The sequence below is a fragment of the Shewanella phaeophyticola genome (genome assembly GCF_025398315.1).
GTDB lineage: Bacteria > Pseudomonadota > Gammaproteobacteria > Enterobacterales > Shewanellaceae > Shewanella > Shewanella phaeophyticola.
Map to the genome: position 1 here is coordinate 4,370,735 of NZ_JAODOQ010000001.1, position 12,596 is coordinate 4,383,330.

Below are 12,596 nucleotides of genomic sequence, written 5' to 3' on the forward strand. Positions count from 1 at the left end.
CTATTCCTTATCAGCAGCTGTGTTTGCTGGCGCTGTTGTGTCGGTTTTAATATCTGTGTCGGTGCTGGCAATCGGTAATGCTTCTACTGTGTTGGCATTAAGGTAAAAGCTGCGGCGCACATCTTTTTGTAAGCATTGGCCATCAATCTCTTTTATTGAGCCTTGTTCAACGAGCTGAGCGACTAAGTCATTGCCACAACTTTGATAGGCCACACCATGAGTCGCGTAAGGCGCGATAAAATGCTTCGACTTGGTGAGTTTTTCTTGTGCCAAAGCGCCCCAGTTTGGTGGTGTTGCTGGGTCGAGTTCGCCTGACAATAATAAAGTCGGAATGTCGCTGTCGATCGGGTTACTAAAGCTGTCATCTTCTTGCTTTGCAGGCCATGCCTGACAGGTTTTTTCTAACCCGTCTAACATGCTGCCGCTGATGTAAGAGTCTTTAGCATCTTTACGCATTTGTTCGGTAATACGGTGAATATCTTCTCCACACACAACCGATGCGTGCATGCCCATTGCTATCCCTGTACTGTCGGCGGTTAAAGCGTAAATCCCTAAAATGGGCTGGTAATTGCCTTGCGCTGCTTGGTGTATTGCATGGGGAATAAGCGCACGGATATTAGGCATATACATTGCCATGCGGATAGCCCCGGTGAACTTACTGCGCGTGAGTAAAAAGTCACTCGGCACGTCAGTTTGTGGGTCGCGCACTTTTTGACTAATCGGTGTGTCTGCAAGTTGTTGGTTGACTTTATTATACTCGTCGGCTAAATCAGGAAACTGCTGCTGACATTCTGGGGTGCTCTTACAGTCGCGCCACAATACGTTTAAACCTCGCTCAATTGAACTACCAATGGCGACCACGCTTTGTTGCATTGGCACCACACCGTCTAAGGTGACTGTGGCTAATGCTTCAGGATAATGGCGCATATACAGCTGAGCCATACGTGTTCCATAAGAGATCCCGTAGAGATGCAGCTTGGTATAACCTAAAAACTCACGTACTGCTTCAAAGTCTTTTAATGCAGTATTACTGCCGTATTGAGTCACGTCGGCATCAATCCCCGCTAAACATTCTTCGGTTATCGCCAGCATGTCGAGGTTGTCTTCATTGATGTTGAGCGCATTTAAGTCACCGTCGTCGCAACTCAAAATATTGGATTGGCCTGTGCCACGCTGGTCGATAAGTAAAATATCGCGTTGTTGACGAACTTTGGTCAACATGCGATCAAATCCTGCGGCATTTTCGATAGCCGATTGCCCTGGGTACCGGCAATGGCGAGTAATGCCTCATCTGGGTGGGTGTTTTTAATTGCAGGTAAAATCGCAAAGTGAATGTCGATTTGCTTACCGTCAGGTTGCTTTGGGTTTTCAGGTACGCTGATTTTGCCGCACTGAAACTGCTCATCTAAGCCATCTAAATAACACGTTGCTGTTTTAGCTGGTGCAGCCACTGGTGTGTCTGTGGGTTCTGCACTGCTGTAATTAGCCACTAATATCGCGGCAGCAACAGCGACCCAGCGGCTAGCACGAGTTGCCGATTGGCATAAACCTAAAGCGCGTAATCGCGATATTGAGGTTGTGTTGACAAACTTCCTGTTGATCATCGGAACGTTTCCTTTTTGCATTTCATGACGATTATGATACCTTAACACCTAGTGTATGAGTGTATCAATGTATTAATACAGTTGTTAAAGGCTAATGTTAGAATTACTGAATGTCAACCCCAGCAGTGGCGAACCCATTTATCGACAATTGCATGATCAAATCGTGCGTTTAATTGTTGGCGGTCAATTGCAGCCTGAAGATGTACTTCCTTCAGTGCGCCAATTGGCCGAACATTTGGCAGTAAACCCAATGACAGTGTCGCGTGCGATGCAACAACTTGTCGACCAGGGCTGGGTTGAGCGTCGTCGTGGCCAGCCGTCACGCGTGGCTGCGAGAACATCAGCAAATAACGCCTCAGGCAGCAGTTTATTAGCGCCGCAGTTAAGCGCATTAGTTGAGCAAGCACAACAATTAGGTGTTGAATACGACGAGTTGCAACAGCTATTGAAGCAATTTTGGCAAAAAGAATAGCCGTCATTTAAGCTAAATTTTGGTAGGAAAGTCGAACATGGAAGCCGAAGATAAGCCCGTTTTACAGTTTAATTTAGTCAATAAAACCTATGTCGAGACAGACAAGTCTGCAACCGGGCATAAGGTGTTAGTCGATTTATCGATAACACTTTACCCTGGGATGGTCGTGGGATTATTAGGTCAAAATGGCGCGGGTAAATCGACATTAATGCGCTGCGCGTTAGGAATTGTTGATATCGATAGCGGCAACATCAATACCCTGGGCGAATCGCCAGAAAACCTTTCCATTGAAGCAAAACAGCGCATTGGCTACGTACCACAACAGCCTTTCGGTTACGAAGGCTTTACCATAGATAAAGCCTTAGAGTTACACCGCAGTTTTTACCCCAATTGGGACATTGCCTTAGAACAAGATTGGTTAAAACGCTTTGATTTAGATGTTACTCAAGCCGTACAAAAACTGTCTGTCGGTCAGCGCCAATCGTTAGCCTTGATCATGGCGATGGCGTATCGACCGACTTTGTTGTTACTCGACGAACCCGTCGCAAGCCTCGATCCTATTGCTCGTCGCCAATTTATGGGGGCTATGTTCGATCTCGCCCTAGAATCAGGTTCGGCGGTATTGTTTTCATCGCACATTACTTCTGATTTAGAGCGTGTCGCCAGCCATGTAGCACTCATTAAAAAAGGCGACTTAGTGCTGTTTAAAGAAATTGATGCCCTGCGTGAAGAGGTTAAATTACTCACGATTAACGACGACACCAAACTACCTGCAAGCTACAGAATATTAAGCCAAACCGGCCAAACCGTACTGGTGGACACTCAAGGTAACTCGGATGTAATTGCAGGTGTACAGAATGAAAAATCATTAAATTTAGAACAGTTATTTATGGAGCTGCACCGATGAGTGCGCTGCCAGCTCAAGGAAAACAAGCTACAAGGCGTAAACCCTATCAGGGTATGTTGCGTCTGTGGTTATATGACTTAGGTAGCGTTAGTTTTTTAGGCACGAGTCTGCTTGGGCTAGTGTTCGGACTTACGCTGTTAATTAGCGGAAGAGTCGATGTGGTGAGTTTGGTTTTGCTATGTCGACTGTTTCGGCTGCAGCCAGTATTGCCTGGCAGTTAAATCGCTTAGTGGCGACTGAGACCAGCCAACTAATCCCAGGTTATCAAACCAATGTATTGCAACAGGCGTTGACTATAGCGCTGGCGGTTATTGGGTTTCAGGTGTTGGCTTGTGTGATTTTTTCGGCATATGAAGTAATAGCGCATTTGTGGTTAGCCGTTGCGGTAGGGCTTGGTTTTGTATGGTTATGCTTGTGGCGCAGTCATTATTTTCATTTATCGTTTGCGCTGTTTATTGCGGTGCCATTTTTAGATGAACTTGCCTCTCGTTTGTCGCAGTGGGTACAGCTTAATCATTGTTGCCATGCTGTTTTATCGGGTGGTTGGCTTATGTCGGCAACTGCGCTGGAACAGCGATGCGCGGGTGGTGTACCTCAATGCCGTACAAATGGGCTGGATGTGGTTACCGAGCATTAAAGGTGTCGCGTGGGTGGGTAAATTCGAGCGCCTGTTTCATCCAATGAATTTCTTTATTGGCCCAGTGTTAACCATGATGATGTTAACCCTGCCTGTTATCGCCATCGTCTTAATGCTGATTTCGTGGCTGTTCGATTTTAACCTTCCAACTGTGTTTTTAATTGCTCAATTTTCAGTGATCAGCTGTGCAATTATTCATTGGAGCCGAATTCAACGTTGGCGTGCCACTGAAACCTTATTTTTATTACCTGGTTACAGCGGATTAAGCGGGATGAAAGAGGCTTTTTACCGCAGTCAAAATCGTTTTATTGCGGTGATGGTGTTGATAGTGACCGCAATAGGGTTACTAAAATCCTTGTTTGAACCGCAACTCAGCCTGATGTTTTTAGTTCACTTAAGTTTAAGCACCTTTTGGGGCTGTGCCATTATGCTCGGCACTGGGGCAGCAAGCCGTAATAGTCATCAAGCCACAGCGGCGATGTTGGTGGTGCTTTTACACTCGATATTGGTGTCTATGAGTTTTGCTGCGCTAAGAGATGGCGACAGTCTTACTCCGTGGCTATTGCTGGATATTCCGCTAACGGTAGTCGGTGTGCTGGCATTGATGTGGGGTAAGCGACAGCTATGGAAGCACGGTATTACCGCGCCTTAAAGCGGTGTTTGTTGTTTATCAGTTTTGCTTGTGAACGTGATGTTAATCGCACAAATAGAGCAAAAGCTCTTATGATTTTTTTAGCTTCAGGTAGAATGCAAAAAGCGGAACACTTGTAAGCTAAAAAGGTCACTGTTAAATGTCATTAAATCAATACCACGTCGTACGACTTCTGCAACAGCAAAGTCAGTCTTTAGGCAACAACATTGCCCTAGAAGGCTTTGAAGTACCAGCGCCCTGGCACACAGTAACGTGGAATAAATTCAATACCTTAACAGACTCTGTTGCCCAATTGCTGATCGAGTTTGGCTTACACGTGCAAGACAAAGTAGTGATATTGTCGCAAAACTGCCCGCAATGGACTTGTGCCGATATTGGCGCACTTAAAGCGCGGAATGTGGTGGTACCTGTTTACCCAACCAGTACACTTGAACAAGCCGTATTTATTGTTAACGATGCCCAAGCTAAATTAATTTTTGCCGGTGATCAGCAACAATATGACATGGCGTGTGATATTGCCGAGCAAGCTGACAGCGTGCAACACATTGTAGTGTTTGACGCCAATGTAACCTTAAAAGCCGACAATCACCTGTATTTTGATTCACTATTAACCGCACAATTTAATCCAAGCGTAACCCAAGAGCTAACTAGCCGATTAGCCAATACTGATCTGGATGACTTGCTCACGTTGATTTACACCTCAGGTACCACAGGCAACCCAAAAGGGGTGATGATCGATTACCGAAATTTTGCGTCGATGATCAGCCAACATGACCAAAAACTGCCTTTTACCGCTGGCGATGTGTCATTAGCCTTTTTGCCGCTAAGCCATGTTTTTGAGCGTGGTTGGAGCATGTATGTATTGTGCCGTGGCGGTCATAATGTTTACTTAAACGACACTAATAAAATTAAACAGGCGCTTGTCGCGGTTAAGCCACACACCTTATGTGTAGTGCCACGATTTTTAGAAAAAATTTACAGTGCCGTGCATGATAAAGTTGGTAAAGCGCCTAAAGCACGCCAAGCATTGTTCGCCTGGGCGATGAAAGTTGGCCAACGCCAATTTGAAGTCAATCAAGGCCGCGCTAAGCCGAGCTTATGGTTAAGTACCCAATGGAAACTGGCTAACAAGCTGGTTTACAGTAAATTACAACAGGTGCTCGGCGGCCGACTTAAATTTATGCCAGTGGGCGGCGCTGCATTAGATATTAATGTTGGCCGTTTTTTTCACAGTATTGACGTGCCTGTATTGTGTGGGTACGGCATGACCGAAACGTGCGCGACCGTGACCTGTAATACCCTCGATAATCGTGTGCCAGGCTCAAACGGTAAGCCGTTAGAGGCCATGCAAATTAAGCTGGGTAAAGACGATGAGATTTTAGTACGCGGCGACACAGTGATGCGCGGTTATTACAATCGCCCCGATGACACCGCCGAAGCCTTTGAAGACGGTTGGTTAAAAACCGGTGACGCAGGGCGTATCGATGAACAAGGTAACTTATACATTACTGACCGCATTAAAGAGTTAATGAAAACGTCTAACGGTAAATACATTGCCCCGCAGCGTGTTGAAGGTAAAGTGGCTTGTTGTCCTTTTATTGAGCAGGTGGCTATTGTTGCCGATGCTCGTAATTACGTGTCAGCCCTTATTGTGCCAGCATTTGAAGCGTTAAATAGCTGGGCTACAGCGCAAGGTATTCATGTTGAAAACCCTATTGAGCTACTACGCCACTCGCAAGTGGTAGCACATTTTGAACAGCGTTTAATCGAGCTGCAGCATGAGTTAGCAGGCTTTGAAAAAATTAAAAAATTCACTTTATTGCACGAAGCATTTTCAATGGAATCTGGGCTAATTACTCCGACTTTAAAATTGCGTCGTAAGATGATTTACAGCAAATATCACCACGAAATTAATGCTATGTATGGTAGCTAATCATTGCGAAAAGCTTTAACAAATAGGGCGCCGTCGGGCGCCCTTTTTGTTATCTATTCACTGAACTGTCATCTGTTTGTCTTATGCTCAAGCCTGTCTTATCTGGCAGGCTATAGGATGTGAAAAAGCTTAAGCGTTATCAATATGAACGTTACGCAGTGCTCTGCAAGGTAACGTATCAAACCGACTTTGATCCGCAAAGTTTGGGATTCTCACCTGATAATTATGCCGAAATTGCCAATCGTTGGGGGCATATTTGTGCGCGGGTATTATGGCGTGATGATCACCCTGAAGTGTTGGTGGTGTTTAGGGGCTCGCAAACCGTACACGAATGGCTTATTAACATGCATTGTTTACCCAAAGTGAAACGCTTTGCTGGTTGTCGTTATCATGTGCATGCAGGTTATGATTATTTACTCGAACAGCGAAGTAACCCTTGTGCGCCTGATTATCAAAGTGGCATTAGTATTTACCAGCAGTTACATGCCATTGTTAGCCCGCTGATTTTGTTAGGTAAAAGAGTCACGCTCACAGGGCATTCATCGGGTGGTGCGATGGCGATATTGGCCGCCGACAGGTTAGAGCGCCAATACACAAAGTCAATAAAACGCGTAGTGACATTTGGTCAGCCTGCGCCGGGGTTTGGCAGTTTTCAGCGCCAATATTTACTCCATCGGCGTACCTATCGAATTTGTTGTGGTGTTGATGTGGTGACATTTTTACCGCCCCTGCCGGGGATGTTTCATCATGTTGGGCGAATGCTGTGGTTACACAACGAGCGTATATACGACAATATCTCGCCTGTTAAACGTTTTTTATTGAGTTTTGCCAGTTGGTTATTGTCGCCATTTGTTTCGCATTACATGCACAAATACATTCGCGATAAAGATTTTTTTGATGACCTGTAGCAACAAGTATCGTTAGAATAGTTGCACACTATACATAAGAATAATAAAGGATATTTTGTGACAGAGACTCAATTTAGCATGACCCTAAAACCGCGTTTTTGTGAAACCGATGCATTAGGACACATCAATAACACCGTGATCCCAGTATGGTTTGAAGCGGCGCGAGAGCCAATTTTTGATATTGTTAATCCGGGGCAAGATTTAACCAAATGGAACATGATTATTGCCGGTTTTACCATCGCCTTTACTGCGCCAACTTACTACGGCAACGAAGTGACAGTAAAAACCCACATTAGCCGTTTAGGTAACAGTAGTTTTGATATTTTACAAAGCTGCTGGCAAGGCGGTAAAAAAACCGCCGAAGCCACCACCACCATGGTGCATTACAACTACCAAACCGAAAAAAGTGAACCATTGGCCGAGAATGTGCGTCAACAGTTAGCTGCGTTAACGGGTCCGGTGTAATGGCTAATTAACGTAAAAATTTAACCACATAACTGCAACTGGCATTGATATTAACATTTTCTGATTTTGCCCATGCCAGCCCAGTACGCACGAGCTTTTCTGCAATCCCTTGGCCGCGTAATTGTGGTGGAACAAAGGTGCGATGAAAATCAATATCTTGACCAGCCAAATGGTATTCAAGCACTGCCTCAACGTCCTGGGTGTTGACCACAAAACGATGTTGTTCGGCCTGGTGCACGACTACCAAATCCTGATTGCTCATGCTGTTATCCTTTTATGATGTTAATTGCGTAAGAGTAAAACTTACTGATGCTGCGACAAGGCGGCCAGTAATTCTGGCGTGAGTTTGGCTTTTTGACCGGTTTTAAAGTTAAACATGACAACTTTTGCCCAACCGTGTGTGGTGACCGATTGTTGCGATTGACTGAACACGGTGTAATGCATGACAAAGCGGTCTTCAGTAATATCGCTAATTTTGGTACCGATAATAATGGTGTCCGGAAATGTTAACGGGCGCTTAAAGCGAGCGTTAGTTTCACTGAGCACCGACTTCAACACCTGTGGTTTTTAAGTCGGCAAGTAGGTTTATTTGATTAAAAAAGTCGAGACGCGCGGTTTCAAAATATCGAAAATAAACGGAGTTGTTAACGTGTTGCAGTGCATCCATTTCGCCCCATGCAATTTGGATTTTGGTGCTGATAGAGTGTTTAGCTAGAAAGTCTTCCATGAGATACCTTGTATAAAAAGTTAAACGCTTGTTTGAAATTGGCAGTTAATTTACCAGTCACAAGGCGAAACAACAAGGGGTATAGTGTTTAGCCTAGTAATACCAATTCCACTAATTATCTGGTCATTCAGCGGGAATTCTGTACCTTCTAGGCAAGTAATAGGATTGTAGGCATAGTTGCTCTCGGCAACTGCTCCTGCGTTGCTCTACCTCCTGCGTCCATGCAGTCGTCGGCAACTGCTCCTGCGTTGCTCTACCTCCTGCGTCCATGCAGTCGTCGGCAACTGCTCCTGCGTTGCTCTACCTCCTGCGTCCATGCAGTCGTCGGCAACTGCTCCTGCGTTGCTCTACCTCCTGCGTCCATGCAGTCGTCGGCAACTGCTCCTGCGTTGCTCTACCTCCTGCGTCCATGCAGTCGTCGGCAACTGCTCCTGCGTTGCTCTACCTCCTGCATCCATGCAGTCGTCGGCAACTGCTCCTGCGTTGCTCTACCTCCTGCATCCATGCAGTCGTCGGCAACTGCTCCTGCGTTGCTCTACCTCCTGCATCCATGCAGTCGTACGTCAAAATACTATTAAGCAGCATAGAAGGTACAGAAACCCGCCTTGCAGGAGACGCTCAGACAGTCCATTTCTTTGTTGTATTGCCTTAGAAGGGAATAACCATTATTTCAACAATGCGCCTCAAACTGAACAGTCTGAGCGACTCTGACTGGTTACATAATTAATGGAAATGGTATAAGGGATTGTTATGGCTTAATGAATCTGTACACCGATATGGGGTAAACTCCCCTTAAGATAAATTGGTGTAAAAATGATGACAACTCAACCTACTTACTCAACAGAGTTCAAAATTGATGCGGCTAATCTTGTGATTAAACAAGGCTATAGCGTTCGAGAAGCTTGTGAAGCAACAGGCGTAGGCTCAACAGCTATAAGACGTTGGGTTGCACAACTAAAAGAAGAATTTAGTGGTATTACACCATCAACAAAAGCCCTGACGCCCGAACAAAAGAGAATTCAAGAGCTTGAGGCTCAAATTAAAAAGATTGAATGGGAGAAAGATATCCTAAAAAAGGCTACCGCTCTCTTAATGCAAGACAACATCAAACGATAGCGTTAATTGAGTCACTATCAAGAGAGCAAAGTATTGTTAAACAACTATGTCAGTTGTTTGAAGTGCCACGAAGTAGCTATCACTATCACCTAAAACAGCGCGGTATAGTTAACCCTGATTATCAGCGATTATGCCAGCAAGCTGTTGAGATACACAGTGATAGTCGAGGCTCTGCGGGAGCTAGAACAATTGCAGGTCAATTAAATCAGCAAGGCGAAAATATCGGTCGCTATAAAGCAGCAAGCTTAATGAAGCATGCAGGCTTGGTGAGCACTCAGCTCAGAAAACATCGATACAAAATAGCTAAAGGCGAGTCAAAAATAGCTCCTAACCTGCTAAAAAGACAATTTAATGTTAACGCTAAAAACAAGGTTTGGTGTGGCGATGTCACCTACATTTGGTCTGGAACAAAATGGTTATATTTAGCGGTAGTCATGGATTTATATGCGAGAAAAATAGTTGGCTGGGCTTGTTCTGATAGCCCGAATACAGATTTGACCTGTGCAGCTTTAAGAATGGCGTTTGAAAGCCGTGGATGGCCTAAAGGTCTATTATTTCATTCAGACCAAGGTTGTCACTACAGCAGTCTTCAGTATCGACAAATGCTCTGGAAATACCAAATCAATCAGAGCATGAGCCGTCGAGGTAATTGCTGGGATAATGCCGTAATGGAGCGTTTTTTTAGGAGCTATAAAACGGAATGGATGCCCAAGAATGGATATCAACATTTTGATGAAGCAAAACATGATGTGCTGAACTACATATTGAAACATTACAATACAAAACGCGGGCATAGTTACAATAATTATATGACCCCAACGGCAGCTGAAATGGCGGCATGATAATAACTCCCCTAAGCGTGTACAGATTTACTTGACCACATCAGATTTATTTTGCTAAAGCTGACATGACTTAGCGCTCCTGGCACATGGCTTTCTTCTTGGTAGGCGGCGTTTGTGGGTTATTATTGGCTATTGGAAAAAATAAAAACGACCATCAAGGTCGTTTTTTATAGGAAAGTGTTTGCCGTGACAGGTTAGTCGAATTGCAATTCGTTAAAGCTGGTCACTGTTTTGCATTTTGCTTTAACCTGCTCTGGCAAACGCAGCATTTGGCACGTTGTCATGCCTGCCGCTTCAGCCGCTTTGAGCTCTTCAGCCATATCTGACACAAATAAAATTTGTTTTGGCTTTAAGCTAATTGTGTTGCAAATGTTGCAGTAGGCTTGCTTGTCTAATTTGTTACCGGTACGGGTATCAAAATGGCCGCTAAATGAAGGCGTTAAATCGCCAGAATCTGAGTGGCTAAATAGTAATTTTTGCGCATCAACCGAGCCTGACGAAAAGCTGTAAATACGGATGCCTTTTTGGGTAATGCGTTCAATCGACTCAATAAAATCTGGGTAGATATGACCGGTAAACTCAGCATTATTGTAACCTTGCTTCCAAATCAAACCTTGTAATGTTTTCAATGGGGTGATTTTGCGGTCTTCGTCAATCCACTGTTGTAAAATTTCGGTCACGCGCGCTAAAGATGCATCGGGTTCTAACGCGATGTCTTTAATGTCGCTAATGCAATAATCAACCAATACATTATGTTGATTTTTTTCAAGAAACTCTGGCATTGCAGTGCGTGAATATGGAAATAACACATCCTGAATAAAGTTAAGATCGGTAGTGGTACCGGCGGTATCAACGATGATAGCTCTAATACTCATAAGACTTGTGACTCCCAAACAATAAATTAACTTAATGATGATCCTATGCTTTATTGGCCGTTAAGGCTAGTGCTATTAATCAGATTGCACCGCGGTTTGGCGACTTTTAGTACAAGATGTGAGCTAGGTTTAGATAATGCTAAATTGCCTTGTGTAAGTGGGTCTGTTAGGTTCAACAAGGTGTATAAAACAGGGACGAAAAGATGGCTACAGTTATGAACCACTGCACCTCTAAGGGATTGAATTTATGGAGACGATGCCAGCTTATTGGCTTACTGCTATTGAGTGCTGTCGTTGTAAATGCTTACGCTGTTAATGTGCCTAAAATAGATGCCTTTCCGCAACCGAAAACCGAAATACTCAGCGTTAACTCAAGCTCATTTGGCGCCCCGGCCGATTTTGTTGTGACATTGCCTCATGATTATACCGTTCACCCCGACAAACGTTATGTGGTGTTATTGGATCTCCATCCACGCAGTCATTTGTATTTAAGCGGTATGCATGATTGGATGAGCCATAATGGTGGTTGGCCGTGGTTAGACACCATTATTATTACTGCGCCAGATGGCCATAAAGGGTTAGGGGAGTTAAAGTCTGCCGCGATTGAGAAACGAGGCGATCAAGGACTACTCGACTTTTTTGAACAACATTTGTTGCCCGCCATCGACAAGCAATACCGCACCAATGGCTTTAGGGTTTTTAACGGTTTTACTGGTAATGCAGGCTTAGTGCTGCATAGCTTACTCAATCGCCCGCAGTTATTTAATGCTTATATTGCTGCCAGCCCTGTGCTGTCAGATGATTTTGCCTTTGTGCTAAATGATGCGCCCAAGCTGCTTAAGGCTCTCAAGGGTAAGCAAAGATTGTTATTTATGAGCACCAGCGACAGCGATTTTGAGCAAAGACAACTCGACTCGTTTGCCATGCTTGAAGATATGCTTGAAACCCACGTTAATGCACAACTGAGTTATAAAATAAAACGCTTTGATGGTAGTTATTATATGACGCAACCCATTTTGGCGACCGCCATGGGTATCGAGATGATATTCAACGATGTTCATACCGTATTGGCTGCAGATTCGGTGGTATCACAACAAGGTACTGGTGCAATTTTAGCCTACTATAAACGCTTGTCTGATGAAGTGTATGGCTTTGATGTACCAGCAATTGATTCGTTATTGGCTCTTGGCGCCAGTTTTGCTAACGATAATCCTGCACAAGCTATTGCGGTATATCAAGATACGCTGAATGCTTATCCTAAGGCACATACTGCGTATCATGCTTTAGCCATGGTTTATGCGGATTTAGGCGAGTTAACTAAAGCGATTACGGCTGAAAAGCAAGCCTTAGCGAGTACCGACCATCCGTTCTATCAACACAAGTACACCCAACAATTAGAGGTGTTTCAGCAATCGGAAAAATAGCGGCTAACTGCAGGGTAAGCCTTTAGTTGTATTT

At 44.5% G+C, this 12,596-nt stretch carries 11 protein-coding genes and 2 pseudogenes; 9 read left to right on the top strand and 4 right to left on the bottom strand.

Annotated features, from left to right (window positions below):
- Positions 1-1,604: pseudogene (locus tag N4T56_RS20330) on the bottom strand (alpha/beta hydrolase).
- Positions 1,605-1,698: 94 nt separating this feature from the next.
- Between N4T56_RS20330 and N4T56_RS20335 the strand changes: the two are divergent.
- The 7 genes from N4T56_RS20335 to N4T56_RS20365 all read left to right on the top strand — a co-directional run bounded on the left by N4T56_RS20335 (position 1,699) and on the right by N4T56_RS20365 (position 7,578).
- The gene (locus N4T56_RS20335) at positions 1,699-2,076 is read left to right on the top strand and encodes a GntR family transcriptional regulator (protein WP_261734460.1); all 378 of its coding nucleotides are present in this window, start codon (positions 1,699-1,701) and stop codon (positions 2,074-2,076) included.
- Positions 2,077-2,113: 37 nt separating this feature from the next.
- Positions 2,114-2,983: an ABC transporter ATP-binding protein gene (locus tag N4T56_RS20340; RefSeq protein ID WP_261734461.1), complete on the top strand. Its 870-nt coding sequence runs from the start codon at positions 2,114-2,116 to the stop codon at positions 2,981-2,983.
- Between the two features lie 178 nt (positions 2,984-3,161).
- The gene (locus N4T56_RS20345; protein WP_261734462.1) at positions 3,162-3,620 is read left to right on the top strand and encodes a hypothetical protein; all 459 of its coding nucleotides are present in this window, start codon (positions 3,162-3,164) and stop codon (positions 3,618-3,620) included.
- A complete protein-coding gene (locus N4T56_RS20350) occupies positions 3,592-4,272 on the top strand; it encodes a hypothetical protein (RefSeq protein ID WP_261734463.1) in 681 nt (226 codons plus the stop codon). Before N4T56_RS20345 ends, N4T56_RS20350 begins: the two co-directional genes overlap by 29 nt.
- Before the next feature lie 139 nt (positions 4,273-4,411).
- Positions 4,412-6,205 carry an AMP-dependent synthetase/ligase gene (locus tag N4T56_RS20355; protein WP_261734464.1) on the top strand — a complete coding sequence of 598 codons (1,794 nt, stop codon included), beginning with the start codon at positions 4,412-4,414 and terminating at the stop codon, positions 6,203-6,205.
- A 119-nt stretch (positions 6,206-6,324) separates the two neighbouring features.
- Positions 6,325-7,113 (top strand): lipase family protein, encoded by a 789-nt coding sequence (locus N4T56_RS20360; RefSeq protein ID WP_261734465.1) that lies wholly within the window; start codon positions 6,325-6,327, stop codon positions 7,111-7,113.
- 78 nt (positions 7,114-7,191) lie between these two features.
- Positions 7,192-7,578 (top strand): acyl-CoA thioesterase, encoded by a 387-nt coding sequence (locus N4T56_RS20365; protein WP_390904135.1) that lies wholly within the window; start codon positions 7,192-7,194, stop codon positions 7,576-7,578.
- Between the two features lie 7 nt (positions 7,579-7,585).
- Here N4T56_RS20365 and N4T56_RS20370 read toward each other — a convergent pair whose 3' ends face one another.
- Both N4T56_RS20370 and N4T56_RS20375 read right to left on the bottom strand, forming a co-directional pair.
- On the bottom strand, positions 7,586-7,840 hold the full coding sequence (locus N4T56_RS20370; protein WP_261734467.1) for a GNAT family N-acetyltransferase: 255 nt from the start codon (positions 7,838-7,840) through the stop codon (positions 7,586-7,588).
- A 41-nt stretch (positions 7,841-7,881) separates the two neighbouring features.
- Positions 7,882-8,305: pseudogene (locus N4T56_RS20375) on the bottom strand (acyl-CoA thioesterase).
- Between the two features lie 813 nt (positions 8,306-9,118).
- Between N4T56_RS20375 and N4T56_RS20380 the strand changes: the two are divergent.
- Positions 9,119-10,263 (top strand): IS3 family transposase gene (locus N4T56_RS20380; protein ID WP_261731852.1). Its coding sequence is split into 2 segments (ribosomal slippage): positions 9,119-9,374 and positions 9,374-10,263, totalling 1,146 coding nucleotides; the frame shifts between segments, so codons are not numbered across the junction.
- A 194-nt stretch (positions 10,264-10,457) separates the two neighbouring features.
- Here N4T56_RS20380 and mtnC read toward each other — a convergent pair.
- On the bottom strand, positions 10,458-11,138 hold the full coding sequence (gene mtnC, locus N4T56_RS20385) for an acireductone synthase (RefSeq protein ID WP_261734468.1): 681 nt from the start codon (positions 11,136-11,138) through the stop codon (positions 10,458-10,460).
- A 203-nt stretch (positions 11,139-11,341) separates the two neighbouring features.
- Between mtnC and N4T56_RS20390 the strand changes: the two genes are divergently transcribed.
- The gene (locus N4T56_RS20390) at positions 11,342-12,562 is read left to right on the top strand and encodes an alpha/beta hydrolase-fold protein (RefSeq protein ID WP_261734469.1); all 1,221 of its coding nucleotides are present in this window, start codon (positions 11,342-11,344) and stop codon (positions 12,560-12,562) included.
- The last annotated feature ends 34 nt before the right edge of the window (positions 12,563-12,596 follow it).